Origin of the sequence: Streptomyces sp. DSM 110735 (assembly GCF_016482685.1) — a bacterium.
Classification (GTDB): Bacteria; Actinomycetota; Actinomycetes; order Streptomycetales; family Streptomycetaceae; genus Streptomyces.
The window spans coordinates 22402-40286 of sequence record NZ_JACYHF010000016.1 but is presented as its reverse complement, the minus strand read 5'-3'; the positions used below and the strand labels follow the sequence as shown (position 1 = coordinate 40286).

Annotated in this window: 18 protein-coding genes; 12 read left to right on the top strand and 6 right to left on the bottom strand. The window is 73.4% G+C overall.

The window, feature by feature from the left end:
• Positions 1-114 precede the first annotated feature (114 nt).
• The 3 genes from IF655_RS22610 to IF655_RS22600 all read right to left on the bottom strand — a co-directional run bounded on the left by IF655_RS22610 (position 115) and on the right by IF655_RS22600 (position 2653).
• On the bottom strand, positions 115-945 hold the full coding sequence (locus IF655_RS22610) for a PP2C family protein-serine/threonine phosphatase (protein WP_199586891.1): 831 nt from the start codon (positions 943-945) through the stop codon (positions 115-117).
• A gap of 94 nt (positions 946-1039) precedes the next feature.
• Positions 1040-1360: a hypothetical protein gene (locus tag IF655_RS22605; protein WP_199586890.1), complete on the bottom strand. Its 321-nt coding sequence runs from the start codon at positions 1358-1360 to the stop codon at positions 1040-1042.
• A gap of 72 nt (positions 1361-1432) precedes the next feature.
• The gene (locus IF655_RS22600) at positions 1433-2653 is read right to left on the bottom strand and encodes a hypothetical protein (RefSeq protein ID WP_199586889.1); all 1221 of its coding nucleotides are present in this window, start codon (positions 2651-2653) and stop codon (positions 1433-1435) included.
• A 219-nt stretch (positions 2654-2872) separates the two neighbouring features.
• Between IF655_RS22600 and IF655_RS22595 the strand changes: the two genes are divergently transcribed.
• From IF655_RS22595 to IF655_RS22585, 3 genes are all read left to right on the top strand, one after another.
• Entirely contained in the window at positions 2873-4327 is a 1455-nt protein-coding gene (locus IF655_RS22595) for a glyceraldehyde-3-phosphate dehydrogenase (protein ID WP_199586887.1), read from the top strand.
• A 157-nt stretch (positions 4328-4484) separates the two neighbouring features.
• Positions 4485-5063, top strand: a complete 579-nt coding sequence (locus IF655_RS22590) for a TetR/AcrR family transcriptional regulator (protein ID WP_199586885.1) — start codon at positions 4485-4487, stop codon at positions 5061-5063.
• A gap of 58 nt (positions 5064-5121) precedes the next feature.
• The gene (locus IF655_RS22585) at positions 5122-6309 is read left to right on the top strand and encodes a GDSL-type esterase/lipase family protein (RefSeq protein WP_199586883.1); all 1188 of its coding nucleotides are present in this window, start codon (positions 5122-5124) and stop codon (positions 6307-6309) included.
• 95 nt (positions 6310-6404) lie between these two features.
• Here IF655_RS22585 and IF655_RS22580 read toward each other — a convergent pair whose 3' ends face one another.
• Entirely contained in the window at positions 6405-7046 is a 642-nt protein-coding gene (locus IF655_RS22580) for a class F sortase (RefSeq protein WP_199586881.1), read from the bottom strand.
• A 168-nt stretch (positions 7047-7214) separates the two neighbouring features.
• Complete coding sequence (locus IF655_RS22575) at positions 7215-7844, bottom strand: hypothetical protein (protein ID WP_199586880.1); 630 nt, start codon at positions 7842-7844, stop codon at positions 7215-7217.
• 326 nt (positions 7845-8170) lie between these two features.
• Here IF655_RS22575 and IF655_RS22570 point away from each other — a divergent pair, with 326 nt between their 5' ends.
• The 6 genes from IF655_RS22570 to IF655_RS22545 all read left to right on the top strand — a co-directional run bounded on the left by IF655_RS22570 (position 8171) and on the right by IF655_RS22545 (position 13917).
• Entirely contained in the window at positions 8171-9007 is an 837-nt protein-coding gene (locus IF655_RS22570; RefSeq protein WP_199586996.1) for a fructosamine kinase family protein, read from the top strand.
• A gap of 218 nt (positions 9008-9225) precedes the next feature.
• Entirely contained in the window at positions 9226-9417 is a 192-nt protein-coding gene (gene tgmA / locus IF655_RS22565) for a putative ATP-grasp-modified RiPP (RefSeq protein WP_199586879.1), read from the top strand.
• Positions 9418-9434: 17 nt separating this feature from the next.
• Positions 9435-10418: an ATP-grasp ribosomal peptide maturase gene (gene tgmB / locus IF655_RS22560; protein ID WP_199586878.1), complete on the top strand. Its 984-nt coding sequence runs from the start codon at positions 9435-9437 to the stop codon at positions 10416-10418.
• Between the two features lie 35 nt (positions 10419-10453).
• Positions 10454-11344, top strand: a complete 891-nt coding sequence (locus IF655_RS22555; protein ID WP_199586877.1) for a Gfo/Idh/MocA family protein — start codon at positions 10454-10456, stop codon at positions 11342-11344.
• Between the two features lie 114 nt (positions 11345-11458).
• Positions 11459-12571 carry a PP2C family protein-serine/threonine phosphatase gene (locus IF655_RS22550; protein ID WP_199586876.1) on the top strand — a complete coding sequence of 371 codons (1113 nt, stop codon included), beginning with the start codon at positions 11459-11461 and terminating at the stop codon, positions 12569-12571.
• A 98-nt stretch (positions 12572-12669) separates the two neighbouring features.
• Positions 12670-13917, top strand: coding sequence for a serine hydrolase (locus IF655_RS22545; RefSeq protein ID WP_199586874.1), 1248 nt, complete (start codon positions 12670-12672; stop codon positions 13915-13917).
• 161 nt (positions 13918-14078) lie between these two features.
• Here IF655_RS22545 and IF655_RS22540 read toward each other — a convergent pair whose 3' ends face one another.
• Positions 14079-15584, bottom strand: a complete 1506-nt coding sequence (locus IF655_RS22540; protein WP_199586873.1) for a helix-turn-helix domain-containing protein — start codon at positions 15582-15584, stop codon at positions 14079-14081.
• Between the two features lie 161 nt (positions 15585-15745).
• Between IF655_RS22540 and IF655_RS22535 the strand changes: the two genes are divergently transcribed.
• The 3 genes from IF655_RS22535 to IF655_RS22525 all read left to right on the top strand — a co-directional run bounded on the left by IF655_RS22535 (position 15746) and on the right by IF655_RS22525 (position 17854).
• The gene (locus tag IF655_RS22535; RefSeq protein WP_199586872.1) at positions 15746-16366 is read left to right on the top strand and encodes an L-threonylcarbamoyladenylate synthase; all 621 of its coding nucleotides are present in this window, start codon (positions 15746-15748) and stop codon (positions 16364-16366) included.
• A 105-nt stretch (positions 16367-16471) separates the two neighbouring features.
• A complete protein-coding gene (locus IF655_RS22530) occupies positions 16472-17227 on the top strand; it encodes a dienelactone hydrolase family protein (RefSeq protein ID WP_199586871.1) in 756 nt (251 codons plus the stop codon).
• A gap of 63 nt (positions 17228-17290) precedes the next feature.
• Complete coding sequence (locus IF655_RS22525) at positions 17291-17854, top strand: GNAT family N-acetyltransferase (RefSeq protein ID WP_199586870.1); 564 nt, start codon at positions 17291-17293, stop codon at positions 17852-17854.
• The last annotated feature ends 31 nt before the right edge of the window (positions 17855-17885 follow it).

The window sequence follows — 17885 nt, the reverse complement described above, 5'->3', positions numbered from 1 at the left end:
GCGCCGCGTCCTCGGCCACGCGAGAGGGGCGCCGACCGGCCCTAAGACTGAAACGGCGGGGCCGTATGGACCCGTGCGCCGTCGGGAAGCAGCCGCCCTGCGCGACGTTACGGTCTACCCCGCGTCGTCCGGGCCGTCGTGTCCGACCACGAGCACGGCGGCGTCGTCCTCGTGCCCGATGTTCTCCGCGCCCTTGATCACGGCGGCCGCGAGCGCGTGCACCTCGAGACCCGCGACGGCGGCGATGCCCGCGAGCCGTACGACCTGGTCGAGCCCCTCGTCGATGCTGAGCGAGGGGCCCTCCACCACACCGTCGGTGAGCAGGACGAACACTCCCCCGGTGGTCAGCCGGTGACGGGTGACGCGGTACTCCATGCCGCTCTGGATGCCGAGCGGCGGTCCGCCGAGGTCGTGGACGACCCCGGACTTGCCGTCCGCCGTGGCCCAGACGAAGGGGATGTGTCCGGCCCGCGCGCTCTCCAGGACGCCGGTGGCGGGGTCCAGGCGCAGGAAGGTGCAGGTGGCGAAGAGGTCGCTGCCGAGGGTGAGCAGCAGGTCGTTGGTGCGGGCGAGGAGTTCGCCGGGTTCGCTGGTGACGGAGGCGAGCGCGCGCAGGGCCGCCCTGACCTGGCCCATGAAGGCGGCGGCCTCGATGTTGTGGCCCTGGACGTCGCCGATGGACAGACCGATCCGGCCGTCGGGCATGGCGAAGGCGTCGTACCAGTCGCCGCCGACGTTCAGTCCCTGGTAGGCGGGGGCGTAGCGCACCGCCAGATGGAGTCCGGGCAGGCGTGGCAGGTCCCGGGGCAGCATGCCGCGTTGCAGGGCGATGGCCAGCTCGACCTGGGTGCGCTGCAGCTCCGCCCGCTCGCGCGCCTGCGCGGTGAGCGAGCCGAGTCGGGCCAGCAGTTCGTCGCCGTCGTCCGTGGAGCGCTTGCGGAACATCGGTCACTTCCGGCTGGGCGGAGACACCTGGGGCACCTTGTGAGCGATTCCTGGCGTCTTGTCGTCTCGTAGGGTGAATACCCGGTACGACCGGTCAGCGCACCTGCGAATCGATGCCGGTGATCACGGCGGGTCCGAGCGGCGCGGTGCGCTCGTCGAGCCCTGCGGTGCGCAGCGCGGAGTCGGCCAGGCGCCGGGCTTCCTGCTCGGCGTGCGGGCCGGTGTCCGCCTCGACGGTCAGGCGCAGGGTGAAGGTGTCGTCCTCGTTGACGGTGAGGGCGTCCAGGTCCTCGTCGCTGCCCATGGTGGTGGTGTGCGGGTCGGCGGGGCGCAGGGCCCGGCCGAGCCGTGCGCGGGCGTCGGGCTCGATCCCGTCGGTGAAGGTACCGGGCACGGTGATGACGTACGTGGTCATGGCGTTCCTTTCCTCGGGCCTGCCCTCCTACCCCCGATCGCGGCGCTCGCACAGCCCCAGCGGCCGTACGGGTCACAGCGGGGCGTGAGCCAGCATGACGTAGGCGCCGTAGACCAGGGAGACGGCGGCCAGGGCGCCGCCGATCAGCAGCACCTGGGCGCGGCGGGGCGCCCAGGCGCGGGCGAGCGCCCGGGCGGGCGGGATGAGCAGCGGGAAGTCCGGGAGCAGGAAGCGCGGTTTGGAGGAGAAGGAGCCGGAGCCGCAGAGCACGAGCAGGACGAGGACGCCGCTGAAGACCACGAGGACCAGCGGGGCGCGGTCCAGGCAGAGCAGTCCGAACAGGACGAGGGAGATCACGACGACGAGCAGGGCCACCGGGTAGACGAACTTGCCGCCGTGGGCGAAGAGGGCGCCGAGGAAGCGGACGGCGCCCGCGCCGAGGTCGAAGCGGGAGCCCCAGGCACTCTGCACGGTGAAGTAGCCGCCGGGCACGTCGCCGGTGCGCAGACCGACCCAGAGGACGTAGCCGAGCCAGCCCAGCGGGGAGAGGAGGGCGCCGATCCAGAGCGCGGGCGGTACACGGCCGTGCCGGCGCCATGCCTCGTGGGCGGCGGCGACGCAGACGGCGACGGCCACGGCGAAGCCGGTGGGGCGGGCGAGCCCGGCGAGCAGGGCGAGGGTGCCCGCCCACAGCCAGCGGCGGCGCAGCACGCAGTACAGGGAGAAGGCGGCGAGCGCGGCGAAGAGGGATTCGGTGTAGGCGACGGTGAGTTCGACGGCGTGCGGCAGGACCGCCCACAGCCCGACCAGGGCGGTGGCGACGGCGCGGCCGTGCAGCAGATGGCCGACGAGGTAGACGCCGTAGGCGGCGACGAGGGCGGCGGTCCAGGAGATCAGCAGGGCGGCGGCGCCGGGGGCGAGCGGGAAGACCTGGGTGAGGGCTCTGATCAGCGCGGGGTAGAGCGGGAAGAAGGCCCAGTCGGTCTGGACGCCGCCGGTCGGGGTGATCCAGATGAGGCGCCCGTATCCGTGCTCGGCGATGTGCAGATACCAGCGGGCGTCCCAGGCGTGGGCGAGGTTGTGGACCAGGGGGCGACCGGCGAGGAGGTTGCCGGTGATCACGGCGGCGATCCCGGCCAGCCGGACGCCCGCGAACAGCGCGAGGGCGGTGAGGGCGCCGTCCGGCATCCTGGCGCGGACGACGCCGGGCAGCGCTCGGGCGCGCAGGGGACGGGCGCGCGGGGGACGGAGGGGGGCGACCGGTTCGGGCCGCGGCACGGAGGACGTGATCACGTTCCGACCTTGGACACGGGGTGGGGGCGGTGCAACGCGCGGCCCGGGTGTCGCCCCGTCTTCCACCCTGATTCAGGAACGATCACCCCTGATTCAGGGCTGTTTCAGGGATGCCGAGGGGGTCGCGGCTGTTCGGAGGCACCCCCCGGCAGTGCCGTGAACAGGTAGAAGTAGGGTGTGTTCACCATATGAGCGCCGCCTAGCTCGAAAGATAGATCTGTGACTGTCAACGACGACTCGTTCACGAACTGGAAGAACCGCGAGGAGATCGCGGAGTCGATGATCCCGATCATCGGGAAGCTGCACCGCGAGCGGGACGTGACCGTCCTGCTGCACAGCCGCTCCCTGGTGAACAAGTCGGTGGTCAGCATCCTCAAGACGCACCGTTTCGCCCGGCAGATCGCGGGCGCGGAGCTGTCGGTCACCGAGACCATGCCGTTCCTCCAGGCACTGGCCGGTCTCGACCTCGGGCCGTCCCAGATCGACCTCGGGATGCTCGCCGCGCTGTACCAGGCGGACGACCGGGGGCTGAGCGTGGCGGAGTTCACCGCCGAGGCGGTCGCCGGGGCCGCCGGCGACGACAGGATCGAGCGCCGCGAGCCGCGTGACGTGGTGCTCTACGGCTTCGGCCGGATCGGCCGGCTCGTCGCCCGGCTGCTGATCGAGAAGGCCGGGTCGGGCAACGGTCTGCGGCTGCGCGCGGTCGTCGTGCGCGGCGGTGGCGCCCGGGCGGGCGGCGACCTGGTCAAGCGCGCCTCGCTGCTGCGCCGCGACTCGATCCACGGCCAGTTCCAGGGCACCATCACGGTGGACGAGGACGCGGGCACGATCGTGGCCAACGGCAACACGATCCAGGTGATCTACGCGGACGACCCGTCCGCCGTGGACTACACCGAGTACGGCATCCGGGACGCCATCCTCATCGACAACACCGGCAACTGGCGTGACCGCGAGGGGCTGTCGAAGCATCTGCGGCCCGGCATCGACAAGGTCGTGCTGACCGCGCCCGGCAAGGGCGACGTGCCGAACATCGTGCACGGCGTGAACCACGACACGATCAAGCCGGACGAGCGGATCCTGTCCTGCGCGTCCTGCACCACGAACGCCATCGTGCCGCCGCTGAAGGCGATGGACGACGAGTTCGGTGTGCTGCGCGGCCATGTGGAGACGGTCCACTCCTTCACCAACGACCAGAATCTGCTGGACAATTACCACAAGGCGGAGCGCCGGGGCCGGTCCGCGCCGCTCAACATGGTGATCACCGAGACCGGTGCCGCGTCCGCCGTGTCGAAGGCGCTGCCGGAGCTGAAGGCGCCGATCACCGGCAGCTCCATCCGGGTGCCGGTGCCGGACGTGTCGATCGCGATCCTCAACCTCCGGCTCGGCCGCGAGACCACCCGTGACGAGGTGCACGACTACCTGCGCGAGGTGTCGCTGACCTCCCCGCTCAAGCGGCAGATCGACTTCACCACGGCACCCGACGCGGTCTCCAGCGACTTCATCGGCTCGCGGCACGCCTCGATCGTCGACGGCGGCGCCCTCAAGGTCGACGGGGACAACGCGATCCTCTACCTCTGGTACGACAACGAGTTCGGCTACTCCTGCCAGGTGGTCCGGATCGTCCAGCACGTGTCGGGCGTGGAGTACCCGACGTTCCCGGCGACCACGGTCTGACGCTCCGACCGCGCACGCACCGGCGACCCCACGACGGCCGCCGACCGGAAACCCCGGTCGGCGGCCGTCGTGCCGTTTCCGAGGCTAAGGATCATTCCTATTTGCCTAATAGCTTTAGGCACCCGCATAATCGTCCTGTCTTCCCAGGAGGTGTTCCATGGCGCGTGCGGGTCTGAGCACGGAGCGGCTGGTCCGAGCCGGGGCGGAGCTGGCCGACGAGGCAGGGTTCGACCAGGTCACGGTGTCGGCGCTGGCCCGGCGGTTCGACGTGAAGGTGGCGAGCCTGTACTCGCACGTGCGGGGCAACCACGACCTGCGGACCCGGATCGCCCTGCTCGCGCTGGAGGAGCTGGCCGACCGCGCCGCCGAGGCGCTCGCGGGGCGGGCCGGCAAGGACGCCCTGACCGGCTTCGCCAACGCCTACCGCGACTACGCCCGCGCCCACCCCGGCCGCTTCGCCGCGGCTTCCTACCGGCTCGACCCGGAGGACGCCGCCGCGAGCGCGGGCGGACGGCACGCGCGGATGACCCGGGCGATCCTGCGCGGCTACGACCTCCCCGAGCCCGAACAGACCCATGCGGTACGGCTGTTGGGCAGCGTGTTCAGCGGCTGGGTCGGGCTGGAGTCGGCGGGCGCTTTCGACCACAGCTCCCCCGGCTCGCAGGAGTCCTGGGAGCGCAGCCTGGACGCGCTGGACGCGCTGCTGCGCAACTGGCCCTCCGCCCAGGCGACTTGACCGAGCGCGCGCCCCCTTCCCGACCACAGATCCCCTTCTCTTCCGACAGGCAGTGCCGATGACCACCGTCTCCGACGACCTGACCACCACGCCCCTCACCGACGACCTCGTGCGCGGCGCCCTCGAACTGGAGCGCACCGAGCGGGGGTTGCTCCCCCACCGGCTGCCAAGGCGCGCCCGCGCCCAGTGCGCCGACCCCCAGTTGCACATGGTGGAGTCCCAACCGGCGGGCGTACGGCTGGTGTTCCGTACCCGCGCCACCACCGTCGAGCTGGACACCGTGCCCACCAAGCGGGTCTACGTCGGCGCGCCGCCCCGCCCCGAGGGCGTCTACGACCTCCTGGTGGACGGGCGCCCGGCGGGCAGCACCTCCGTCGCGGGCGGGAACACCCTGCTGATCGACATGGCGGCGGGTACCGCCGAGCGGCGTCCCGGACCGGTGGGCACCGCGCGCTTCACCGGTCTGTCCCCCGAGGACAAGGTCGTGGAGATCTGGCTGCCGCACAACGAGACGACCGAGCTGGTCGCGCTGCGCACCGACGCGCCCGTCACCGCCGCAGGGGAGCGGGAGCGTCCGGTGTGGCTGCATCACGGCAGCTCGATCAGTCACGGCTCGGACGCCGCGTCTCCCACCGGCACCTGGCCCGCCGTCGCCGCCGCGCTCGGCGGGGTGGAGCTGATCAACCTCGGTCTCGGCGGCAGCGCGCTGCTCGACCCGTTCACCGCCCGCGCGCTGCGGGACACGCCCGCGGACGTGATCAGCGTCAAGCTGGGCATCAACCTGGTCAACACCGATCTGATGCGGGTGCGCGCCTTCGGGCCCGCCGTGCACGGCTTCCTCGACACAATCCGCGAGGGGCACCCCGACACACCGCTGCTCGTGGTCTCGCCCATCCTGTGCCCGATGCACGAGGACACGCCGGGACCGACGCTGCCCGACTTCACCGCGCTGAGCGAGGGACGCCTCGCCTTCCGGGCGGCCGGTGATCCGGCGGAGCGGGACCAGGGCAAGCTGACGCTGAACGTGATCCGCGAGGAGCTGACCCGCATCGTGCGTCAACGCGCCGCCGAGGACAGGCACTTGCACCTTCTCGACGGGCGCGAGCTGTACGGCGGGACCGACTTCGCGGAGCTGCCGCTGCCCGACGGGCTGCACCCGGACGGCGCCGCTCACCGGCGCATCGGGGAGCGGTTCGCCGCGCTGGCCTTCGCCCCGGGCGGTCCGCTGGCGGCGCGGGTCCGCTGAGCGCGGTCGGCATCCACCGAGCACACCCCGCGCCCACCCCCACCCCCGCCCGCGCCCGCGCCCGCGCCCGCGCCCGCGCCCGCGCCCGCCGAGCGTCACACCAGGTGCGCGAAGACCACCAGGTTCTCCGTGTAGTCCTTGGCCGTGTGGTCGTAGTCGCCCGCGCAGGTGATCAGGCGCGCCTCGGGGCGGGAGGCGTTGTCGTACACGCGGTCGCTGGGGAAGTCGTCCTTCTCGAAGGTCTCGGCGCTGTCCACGACGAACTTCGCGGTGCGCCCGTCGGCGCGCTCGACGGTGAAATGGTCGCCGGGGAGCAGCGCCTCCAGACCGGCGAAGACGGCGGCGGAGGTCTTGGTGTCCACGTGTCCGGCGATGACCGAGGTCCCCTTCTCGCCGGGCGAGACGCCCTTGCTGTACCAGCCGACCAGGTTGGTGTTGTCGGCGGGCGGCGGCTCCAGGCGGCCGTCGGAGCCGAGGACCAGGGCGGTGAAGGGGGCGTTCACCCCGATCTTGGGGATGATCAGCCGGGTCGGGGCGGACCGGGGCAGCGCGGGACCCGCCGGTCCGGTGGCGGCGGTCGTACCGGCGGCGCGTGCCGCGCCCGGGACCGTGCCGGTGCCGTGGTGGCCGCCGAGCACGCTGAGCACGAGGACGACGATCGCCACGCTCCACAACGTCAGGCGGCCCCCGCGGGCAGCCTGTTCGTCGGCGCGGTGCGGGGAGGGATCTGCTGCCATCGGACACCACCTCACTCGGTCACGGCAGCGCGTTTCGGGACCGGGGCGCCGGCCGCCGGACCGGGTGGGTACCGGCGGCCGTGGCCCCTGTCCCTGTCGCCGGACTCCCTTCGTCCGCGGCGGGCGGGCGCGGGGAGTCCGACGACAGGGGCGGGGAAGGCAGTCCGGTCAGGCCGAACGGGACGCCTTCCGGCGCCGCAGCACGTACGCCCCGGCCGCGCCCGCGACGAGCACCGCGAGACCGCCCGTCGACATGCCGGAGTCGTCGGCGAGTCCGCCGCCACCGGTGTGCATCCCGCCGCGCGGCTCGTCGTCGCTGTCTCCCTTGCCGCCGTCTCCCTTGCCGGAGCCGGAGCCGGAGTCGCTCTTGCCGCTGTCCCCCTTGTCCTTGTAGGTCTCCGGGTCGAAGCGGCTGTCGCCGCTCCCGCTGCCGCTGCCGCTGGAGCTCCAGTCGTCGCCGCTGCCGCTGCTGCTGCCACTGCTGCTGCCGCTGCTGAGGACGGAGGCGAGGGCGCCGCCGCCCGTGTGCATGCCGCCGCGCGGCTCGTCGTAGCCGCCGCCGTCGCCGTAGCCGCCGCCCGAGTCCTTGCCGGAACCCTTGTCGGACCCCTTGTCCTGGTCGTCGCCTGAGCCCTTGCCGGACCCCTTGCCGTGGTCGCTGCCGGAGCCGCTGTCCTGCTTGTTGTACGAGGAGTCGTCCCGGCCACCGTCGTCCCCGGCGAGCGCGGCTCCGGGGGCGGCGAGGGCGAGGGCGGCGGATGCGGCCGCCGTGGCGAGAAGAATGCGGGCAGAACGCATATCGGTGTCCTTCCGCCGTGGCCGGGCAGCGGATACCTCATCGGCTGTCAGGACCCGGCCCCGACACGACAACCGTCGAGCAGCCCGCCCCGGCGCGCGATCCAGGCCGCCCAGCCGGGTCACCTCTCCACCCGTCTGTCCCAGCGACACGCCGCGAGCGCCCCCGGACGGGTCAACGGTGATCACGCCGGAGACGGAGGACCGCGCTGCGGCGACACAACTTTGGCCGGATTTCGTCGTAGTAAAGCGCGAAGTTCCGCCCATGGGGCACCTCTGACGGGTCGTACCCTGTGGGCGTGATCGAGCAAGGCGAGGCTCCAGGGGCGGTGGCGTCCCGGCTCACCGGGCGCCGTCCCGCGAACGGCCAGGCTCCGTCCGGGTCGCCCGCGGTGGTGATGCTCGAGGACGGTACGGCGGTGATGGTCAAGCGCGGCGACGCCCCGGGCGCGGTGCGCGCCGAGGCGGCGGGGCTGCGCTGGCTCGGCGCCGCCGGGGCGGTGCGGGTGCCCGAGGTGCTCGGCGCCGACGAGCGGTGGCTGGTCACCGAGCACGTGCCGACCGGGCGTCCGGACGCCGGTGCCGCGCTGCGTTTCGGCCAGGCGCTGGCGGAGCTGCACGCGGCCGGTGCGCCCGCGTTCGGCGCCGCGCCGCCGGACGGTCCCGAGGAGGCGTTCATCGGCCGGGCGCCCATGCGCAACGTCCCCGGCGAGAACTGGCCGCGCTGGTACGCCGAGCACCGGGTGCTGCCGTATCTGCGCGCGGCGGTGGACGCGGGGACGATCCGGCCGGGCGAGGCGTCCGTGGTCGAGACGGTGTGTGAGCGGCTGCCCGAACTGGCGGGACCCGCCGAGCCGCCCGCGCGGCTGCACGGCGACCTGTGGCAGGGCAACGTGCTCTGGGGCGCGGACGGTGACGTCCGTCTCATCGACCCGGCCGCGCACGGCGGGCACCGGGAGACCGACCTCGCGATGCTGACGCTGTTCGGCTGTCCCGAGTGGGACCACGTGCTCGCCGGGTACGAGCGGACGACCCCGCTCGCCGCGGGCTGGCGCGACCGGGTCGGCATACATCAGCTCTTCCCGCTGCTCGTGCACGCGGTGCTGTTCGGCCGGTCCTACGCCGACCAGGCTCTGACGGCGGCCCGTACGGCCCTGACCGGCTGAACCGGTCCCAGGGCGTGGCGAGTCGCCGCGCGGGCATCCGAACTCCGCCGAACCCGCGGCGATTTGACGCAGCCAGTTCCCCGCCCCCGGCGTCTTTCCGGCTGACGCCGAAGGGCGCTGCCCGCACCACCTCCGGACACCGGTCACGGAGTGTGAGGAAACCAACCAATCGTTCGATTCGTATAAGGACGTGAAAGAACGAATCAGGGAGGACGACCATGCAACCGTTCACGCTCAACTACGCACGACCCGCTGTGCAGTTGGATGTCCCCGCCCCGTACGCGTACGACTCGGGGCTCCAGTTGAACGTCCTCCCGGACGGAAGGATCGCCGCCACCGACCACGCGACGCTGCACGCCCTGGGGACCACCACCTCCACGGCGGGCTCCAAGACCCACTTCGACGACTGAAGCGCGGGCCCCGGACGATGACCGTGCTCATCCTCACCAGCGACGAGGACGTGACGGCGGACATGGTGGTCCTCCACCTGGGCGAGACGGGCGTACCCGTCGTCCGGCTGGATCCCGCCGATCTCACCAACGGGGTGGCGTTGTCGGGCGAGTTGACGGGCGGGTCCGCCGACGGGCATCTGTCCGTCGGCGGCCGTCTGGTGCGTGTCGGCGCGCTGCGCTCGGTGTGGGTGCGCCGCCCCGGCCGGGCGGCCGCCCGCGCCGCCCGGCCGTCCGACTGGCTGACGGAGGAGTCCACCCAGGCGCTGTACGGGATGCTGCGGTGCGCCGGGGCACGCTGGATGAACCATCCGGACGCGGCCCGGCGCGCCCGGTACAAGCCCTGGCAACTGCATGTGGCCCGGCGCAGCGGGTTCGCCGTGCCCGCCACGCTGATCACGACGTTTCCCGAGGCGGCGCGGGAGTTCGCGGACCGCTACCCGGACCTGGTGGTCAAGCCGGTCTCCGGGGCGCATCCGCAGGAGCCGCCGCGTGCGGTGCCGACCAGCCGGGTCGCGCCGGACACCGACTTCACGGCCGTCGCCTACGGTCCGACCCTGCTCCAGCAGCGGGTCGCCAAGCGGGCCGACATCCGGCTGACCGCCGTCGGGGACCGGCTGCTCGCGGCGCGCAAACCGGCCGATCCGGACGCCCACCCCGACGACGTGGACGTACGGTTCGCGCCCTCCGTCTCGCCCTGGCTGCCCGCCGAGGTGCCGCCGCGGGTGGCCGAGTCCGTGCACCGCTATCTGCGCGAGGCGGAACTCACCTACGGCGCCTTCGACTTCGCCGAGGACGGGGACGGGGTGTGGTGGTTCCTGGAGTGCAATCAGTCGGGCCAGTTCGGTTTCGTCGAGCTGGAGACCGGTCAGCCGATCGCCCGGACCATCGCGCGCTGGCTGGCCGGAGACGGAGAGCCGGGGCGGACGTATCTGAGGGGCGAGAGGGACATGGCGCCCTGACGCCGGACGACCGGCTCGACGGAGAGGAACGCGACATGCGCATCGGACTGCTGGGGACGGGACCCTGGGCGCGGGCGGCGCACGCGCCCGCGCTCGCGGCCCACACGGCCGTGGACTTCGCCGGGGTGTGGGGGCGCCGCCCGGAGGCTGCCGCCGAGCTGGCTGCGGAGTACGGCGTCCCGGTGTACGAGGACGTGGACGCGTTGCTGGCCGAGGTGGACGCGGTGGCGCTGGCGCTGCCGCCGTCGGTGCAGGCGGGGCTCGCGGTGCGGGCGGCACGTGCGGGCTGCCATCTGCTCCTGGACAAGCCGCTGGCGGTGGACGTCGCCGAGGCGCGCGAGGTGACCCGGGCGGTGGAGCGGGCCGGGGTCGCCTCGGTGGTGTTCCTGACCACCCGCTTCCAGAAGGAGCCGGAGGAGTGGATCGAGGAACAGGCTGCCGAGTCGGGCTGGTTCACGGCGCGGGCGCAGTGGCTGGGCGCGGTGTTCACGACCGGCAGCCCGTTCGCCGCCTCGCCCTGGCGGCGCGAGAAGGGTGCCCTGTGGGACGTGGGTCCGCACGCGCTGTCGGTGCTGCTGCCGGTCCTCGGTGACGTGCGCGAGGTCCTCTCGGCGGTGCACGGTCCCTCGGACACCGTCCACCTGGTGCTCGACCACGCGACGGGCGCCTCCAGCACGCTGACCCTGAGCCTGACGGCACCCCCCGCCGCGGCGGGCGCGGACGTGGAGCTGCGCGGCGAGGCGGGCGTGTCCCTCCTCCCCCGCGGCTCGGAGGGCGCGGTGCCCGCGCTGGTCCGGGCTGTCGACGCGCTCCGGGACGCGGCGCGCACGGGCCGTCCGCATCCGTGCGACGCGGCGTTCGGTCTGCGGATCACCGAGATCCTGTCGGTGGCGCAGTCCCGGCTGACGGCGGCGACGGCGGGCTAGGCGCCGGGCGGCCGGGGCGGGTCGCCCCGGGCGGGGTCGGCCGGTCGGGGGGTGCCTGCCCCGGCCGGGTGTCCGGAAAAGGCCCCGGTGGCGGCCCCGGCGTAGCGTGGCCGTGTGAGATCGTTGCGCGGCCGGTCAGGGCGCCGGAGCCGGGAACGTCGCGGCTGGCTGCGAGGTGCGCCGCCGCCGAGCTGGGTGCGGGTGCTCCCGGTGCTGCTCCTGGTGGCCGTGTCCCTGGCGACACTGGTGACCCCGCACGCGGGCGACCTGGGATTCCTGCTCGGCGCGATCCCGCCGCTCGCGGTGCTGTCGTACGGTCCGCTGGCGACCGCCCTGCTGGGTGTGCTGGTGGTGGTGGCCCTGCTCATGCCGCTGACCCATCTGAACCGGCCCGGCGACACCGATCTGCTCACCATCGTGTTCGTCTCCGTGCTGAGCGTGTTCGTCTCCTATGTGCGCAGCCACCGGGACGCGCAGCTCGGCACCGAGCGCGCGATCGGCGAGGCGGTGCAGCGGGCCGTACTCCCCGAGCTGCCGGAGCGGGTCGGCGCGGTCGCGTGCGCGGGGTTCTCGCGGGCCGCGCAGGGCGGGACGCTGGTCGGCGGGGACTTCTACGACGTGCGCGACGGGCCGTACGGGGTGCGCGCGGTGATGGGGGACGTACGGGGGCACGGTCTTGAGGCGGTGGCCACGGTGGTGGCGCTGCTCGGGGCGTTCCGCGAGGCGACGCTGGACCAGCCGGACCTGGAGGCGGTGGCCGCGCGGATGGACCGCAGGCTCACCGTGGACTCGGCCGGGGTGCGGCACGCGGAGCTGTTCGCGACGGCCGTGCTGCTGGAGTTCTCCGCCGACATGCGCTCGGTGCGGGTGGTGGCGTGCGGGCATCCGCCCCCGGTGCTGCTGCGCGCGGGCCGCGCCTGGGAGACGACCGTGACGCCGGGACCGCCGCTGGGCATCGGTCTGGTCGGGGTCGATCCGCCGAAGGAGGTGACGGTGGACCTCCGTCCGGGCGACCGGCTGCTGCTCGCCTCCGACGGGCTGTGGGAGGCGCGCAACGCCGACGGCGCCTTCTACCCGGTGCCCGAGCGGCTGGCCGCGCTCTCCTGGCACGGCGCGCCCGAGCTGCCGAGCGCGCTGTGGACGGACGTACGGCGGCTCGGGTACGAGGTCCGCGACGACGCGACGGTGCTGGCGCTGGCACCGGTGCCGACGGGCGGCGCCCGCTGAGCGCTCCTATGCTGGGACTTCGGGTCGTCGACGTCTCGCCCACCGCACGGTCGTGCCCCAGGTGCCACGGTCGTGTCCGAGGTGCTTGGAGGCAGCCCATGCCCCGTTCACCCGTACGCACGCGCCGGGGGACGGCCGCCGCTCTGGCCGCCGTGGCGCTCGCTCTGCCGCTCGCCGCCGCTCCGGCGGGAGCCGCCCCGCTGCTCGCACCGTCCGCCGCGCCCAGCCCCTCCCCGTCGGACAGCTCCGACGGCGGGGTGCGCGCGCTGACGCCCGAGGTTGCGGACCGACTGGACGACGCCGTGCGCAAGGTGATGGACGAGGCGCGGGTGCCGGGGGTGACGGTCGGCATCTGGACGCCGGACGAGGGAAGTTACGTCCGCTCCTTCGGGGTGGCCGACAAGGGCGACGGGCGCCGGATGGCGCCGGACCTGTACACGCGGATCGGCAGCGAGACCAAGACGTTCACGGTCACCGCGCTGCTCCAGCTCGTGGACCAGGGGAAGGTCTCGCTGGACGACCCGATCGCCAAGTACATCGGCGGTGTCCCGAACGGCGACAGGATCACCCTGCGGCAACTGGCCGGGATGCGCAGCGGACTGTACAACTACTCGGACGACCCGGACTTCTTCAAGGCGCTGACCTCCGATCCGCAGCGCTCCTTCACCCCGCGCGAGCTGCTGGACTACGCCTTCAAGCACCCGCCGCTCTTCGAGCCGGGGCGGAAGTTCGACTACTCCAACACCAATCTGATCCTGCTCGGCCTGGTCGTGGAGCAGCAAAGCGGGCAGCAACTCGGCGACTACATCCAGGAGCACATCCTGGACCCGGCGGGGATGAACCGTACGTCGTTCCCGTCCGGCGCGGAGTTCCCGAAGCCGCATCCGCAGGGGTACACGAACCAGACCGCCGACGGGAAGGTCGAGGAGACGGCGGGCTGGAACCCGTCCTGGGGCTGGGCGGCGGGCGCGATGGTCTCCACGCTGGACGATCTGCGGACATGGGCTCCCACGGTGGCGACGGGTGAACTCCCCGACGGCAGAAGGATGCTCGACGCGTCGACGCAGCGCCAGCGCCTGGTGACCCCGCCGACGGGCGTGCCGGGCGCGGGGTACGGGCTCGGCATCTTCGACGTGCACGGCTGGATCGGGCACAACGGCTCGCTGCCGGGGTACGAGTCGCTGACCGTCTATCTGCCCTCGGCGCGGACCACGCTCGTGGTGCTGCTGAACACCGACATCGACCACGACGGGCAGGAGCCGAGCACGCTGTTCGGGCAGGCGATCACGCGGATCATCTCCCCGGGACACGTCTTCGACCTGCCCGCGCAGCCCGCGGCGCGCTGAGTGGCCGCCAAGCAGGGCTGAGCTGCCGCGAAGCAGGACGGCACAAGGGGGCGGGGCCCCGACCGGTCCCCCGCTCCGGTCGTGCCCCACCGACCGTCGAATCTACGCGCGGCGCGCGGTGGTGGCCATCGCGTCCGTGCCCGGTCCGGGGCGGCGACCACTCACTCGTGCACAGGGGCGTCCGCTTGGTCCCCGTTCGATCCGTCGTGCGGGGGCGGACGGAGGTCGCCGCAGGCCAGATGGGCGAGGACCACCTCGTACAGATCGGTGCCGCCCGCCAGCAACTGCCGTTCCAGGACGGGTTCGGCGGCCCGGACGTGCTCGCGCACGGTCTGGGCGTGGACGCCCCGTTCACGGGCGGCGCGTTCGGCGTTGGCCCCGGCGGCGATCCAGGCGCGCAGGGTGCCGCGCAGGTCCCGGCCGTCGTCGTCGAGGCGGCCGAGCAGGGTGCCGGCCCACTCGCGCAGCGCGGGCGAGCCGAGCAGTCCGCCGAGTCCGGCGGGCGTACGGGGGCGGGCGGCGGCGGGGTCGTACGGTCCGTGCGCGGCTTCGGTGACGAGGGCGAGGCGTACGGCGGCGCGTGCGGTGAGGTCGGTCAGGTCGGTGCCGAGCAGGGCGGCGACGCGGTCCATGCGGGCGCGGACGGTGTTGCGGCTGACGCCGAGCACTTTGGCGGCGTTGACGGCGGTGAAGTCGAGGCCGAGCCGGGTGGTGGCGAGGAGTTCGGCGCGGATGTGGTGGGGCAGGGTGTCGAGCGGGCGGAGCAGGGCGGCGGACCAGGCGCGCAGGGCGGCGGGGTCCAACAGCCGCTCGGGGTGGGTGCGTTCGGCGTAGACGGCGCTGCGGTCGGGGCGGTGGCGGGCGACGGCGAGGGCGCTGACGGCCTGTCCGTAGGCGGTGGCGGTGCGGGCGAGGCGCTGGCGGGTGCTGCCGCCGAGGTAGACGCCGGGGCGGTCGCCGAGGAGGGCGCGCAGCCGCTGTCCTGCGGCGGGGGCGGGGCTGACGACGATGACGTGGCCGTCCATGGCGGGGCAGCGCACGACGAGCGCGCCGCCCTCGGTGGCCCGGGCGCAACCCTCGGCGAGGGCGTCTCGTTCGGCGGGGGACGCCTCGACGACGTAGACGCGGGCGGTGTCCGCTTCGAGCAGACCGGGCCAGAGTCCGGCGGCGACGCGGCGGGCGGAGACGACCTCCTCGACCATGAGCAGTTGCAGGATCGCCAGGCGCAGGTCGGCGGAGGCGCGGCGCAACCGGCGTCCGGCGTCGGCGAGTTCCGCCTCGCGCAGCAGGAGGGCGAGGACGGTGGCGGTGCGGTGGACGATCTCGGCGGCGCGGCGGTCGAAGGGTTCGGCGCGGGCGACGGCGAGGGCGGCGCCGGTGGTCGTGGTGAGCCGGAGGTGGCGGCCGTCCTCCTCCAGGGCGGCGGAGGAGAGTCCGCCCCGGGCGACGCGGCCGACGAGCGCGGCGTCGAGCGGCAGGGGGTCGCCCGCGAGGACGGTGCCGTGCGCGTCCTGGAGGCTGACCGAGGCGTGGACGGTCTGGGCGAGCCACGCGACGACGCGGCGCGGGTCGCGGGCGGCGGGGCGGAGCTGGTCGAGCAGTTGCTCCGCCCAGGGGGCGTCGGGGCCGTACGGCTCCCGGGGGCCGTCGGCTGCTCGGGCGGCCACGTCGTCTCGCTCCTCATATCGCTGCTGACCTCGGGTTTCGTCGGTGGACGTTACCCGAAGTGCGGGCGTGTGACGCCTGGGTGTGCCGCAGAACACGGCGCGGTGGGGGCCGCGCGGGCGGGGTGCGCGTGCGGAACGCGGGGACGGCTTAAGCTCGGCGGATGGCGAAGTATTACGACGTGCATCCCGACAACCCGCAGCCGCGCGCCGTCGCGCAGATCGCCGACGCGGTCCGTTCGGGGGCGCTGATCGCGTATCCCACGGACTCCTGTTACGCGCTGGGCTGCCAACTGGGCAGCAAGGACGGCATGGAGCGCATCCGCTCGATCCGTCATCTGGACGACCGGCACCATTTCACGCTGATGTGCCGGGACTTCGCGCAGCTCGGACAGTTCGTGCAGATCGACAACGACGTGTTCCGCGCGATCAAGGCGGCGACGCCCGGGAGTTACACCTTCATCCTGCCCGCCACGCGTGAGGTGCCGCGCAAGTTGCTGCATCCGAAGAAGCGGACGGTGGGGGTGCGCATCCCGGACCATGTGGTGACGCAGGCGTTGCTTGCGGAGCTGGGCGAGCCGCTGGTGTCGAGCACGCTGCTGCTGCCGGACGAGGCGGAGCCGCCGACGCAGGGCTGGGAGATCAAGGACCGGCTCGACCATGTGGTGGACGCGGTGGTGGACTCCGGGGAGTGCGGCACGGAGCCGACCACGGTGGTGGACTTCTCCGGCGGGGAGCCGGAGATCGTGCGCCGGGGCGCGGGGGACGTGTCGCTGTTCGAGTGAGGCGGCGGGCCGGGCGCTCTCTCGCGGATCTTGCGTGGCAGCATGAGCCGGGAGGGGCGCCGGGGCATCTGGCCGGGCGCCGGTGACGCCAGGAGGCTTCGAGCGATGACCGCCGTCGAGGGCACGAACGTGGAGATCCCGACGAAGGACGGCGTCGCCGACGCCTATCTCGTCCACCCGGCGGACGGAAAGCCGCACCCGGGCGTCCTGTTCTACCAGGACGCCTACGGACTGCGGCCCCGGCTGCGGGAGATGGCGGACCGGCTGGCCGCCGAGGGGTACACGGTCCTGGTGCCGAACGTGTTCTACCGCCGGGGCGCGGCGCCGGTCGTGGAGCTGCCCGAGTTCATCGACCCGGGCGCCGACCCGTCCATCTGGCGGCGTCTCGGCCCGCTCGTCGGCTCCCTGACTCCCGAGCAGGCGGAGCGCGACGCGGACGCCTTCCTGGACCGGATGGCCGCCGACCCGCTGGTCGCGGACGGCCCGGTCGCCCTGGTCGGCTACTGCATGGGCGCCCGCCTGGTGCTCCGTACGGCTGCCACCCACCCCGACCGCGTCGCGGCAGGCGCCGGCTTCCACGGCGGCAACCTCGCCACCGAGGAACCCGACAGCCCCCACCTCGGCGCCGGCAACATCACCGCGGAGCTGTACTTCGGCCACGCCGACCAGGACCACTCCCTGCCCCGGGAGCAGATCGACCGCCTCGACGACGCCCTCACCACGGCGGGCGTCCGCCACACCGCCGAGGTCTACCCGGGTGCCCGCCACGGCTACACCCAGTCGGACACGACGGAGTACGACGAGGAGGCGGCCGAACGCCACTGGCGCGCCCTGCTGGACCTGCTGCACCGGACGTTCTGACGCGGCGTGCCCCGGCGGACAATTCGCTACCGGCCACACCCGCGCGCTCCATAAGGTGCTGCGATGGACCTCACCTTCCGGCGCTTCGCCCCCTCCGAGGCCGACGCCCTCGTGGACTTCCTCACCGGCGACACCTGGCCGTTCCACGCCTCGGCCGCGCCCGGGGTGGACGAGGTCCGGCGGTGGATCTCCGAGGGCAGGTACGACGGCGAGGAGAACCGGGCCTTCTGGATCGTCGCGGGCGACGGCACGGCGGGGCTGATCCGCCTGATGGATCTGGCCGACGACACCCCTCTGTTCGACCTGCGCGTCCGGTCCCGGTGGCGCGGCACGGGCATCGGCGGCACCGCCCTGACCTGGCTCACGCGGTATCTGTTCGAGGAGTTCCCGCGCGTCCGGCGGATCGAGGGCACCACCCGGCAGGACAACGCGGCGATGCGGCGCGCCTTCCGGCGGTGCGGGTATGCCAAGGAGGCGCATTACCGCGACGCGTGGCCGGGAGCCGACGGGTCGGTGCACGACGCGGTCGGGTACGCGATCCTCCGGCGGGACTGGGAGAGTGGCAGCGTGACGGTGCCTCGGTGGGACGACGAGGACATGATCACGGAACGTATCCGGCCGGAGTAATTGACAGTCCCCCGTTCCGCCCGCACTCTGA

Coding starts and splice junctions, on each gene's coding strand:
- IF655_RS22610 (WP_199586891.1), bottom strand. CDS start 945: ATGTTCCGCAAGCGCTCCACGGACGACGGCGACGAACTGCTGGCCCGA.
- IF655_RS22605 (WP_199586890.1), bottom strand. CDS start 1,360: ATGACCACGTACGTCATCACCGTGCCCGGTACCTTCACCGACGGGATC.
- IF655_RS22590 (WP_199586885.1), top strand. CDS start 4,485: ATGGCGCGTGCGGGTCTGAGCACGGAGCGGCTGGTCCGAGCCGGGGCG.
- IF655_RS22585 (WP_199586883.1), top strand. CDS start 5,122: ATGACCACCGTCTCCGACGACCTGACCACCACGCCCCTCACCGACGAC.
- IF655_RS22580 (WP_199586881.1), bottom strand. CDS start 7,046: ATGGCAGCAGATCCCTCCCCGCACCGCGCCGACGAACAGGCTGCCCGC.
- IF655_RS22575 (WP_199586880.1), bottom strand. CDS start 7,844: ATGCGTTCTGCCCGCATTCTTCTCGCCACGGCGGCCGCATCCGCCGCC.
- tgmA (WP_199586879.1), top strand. CDS start 9,226: ATGCAACCGTTCACGCTCAACTACGCACGACCCGCTGTGCAGTTGGAT.
- tgmB (WP_199586878.1), top strand. CDS start 9,435: ATGACCGTGCTCATCCTCACCAGCGACGAGGACGTGACGGCGGACATG.
- IF655_RS22555 (WP_199586877.1), top strand. CDS start 10,454: ATGCGCATCGGACTGCTGGGGACGGGACCCTGGGCGCGGGCGGCGCAC.
- IF655_RS22545 (WP_199586874.1), top strand. CDS start 12,670: ATGCCCCGTTCACCCGTACGCACGCGCCGGGGGACGGCCGCCGCTCTG.
- IF655_RS22535 (WP_199586872.1), top strand. CDS start 15,746: ATGGCGAAGTATTACGACGTGCATCCCGACAACCCGCAGCCGCGCGCC.
- IF655_RS22530 (WP_199586871.1), top strand. CDS start 16,472: ATGACCGCCGTCGAGGGCACGAACGTGGAGATCCCGACGAAGGACGGC.
- IF655_RS22525 (WP_199586870.1), top strand. CDS start 17,291: ATGGACCTCACCTTCCGGCGCTTCGCCCCCTCCGAGGCCGACGCCCTC.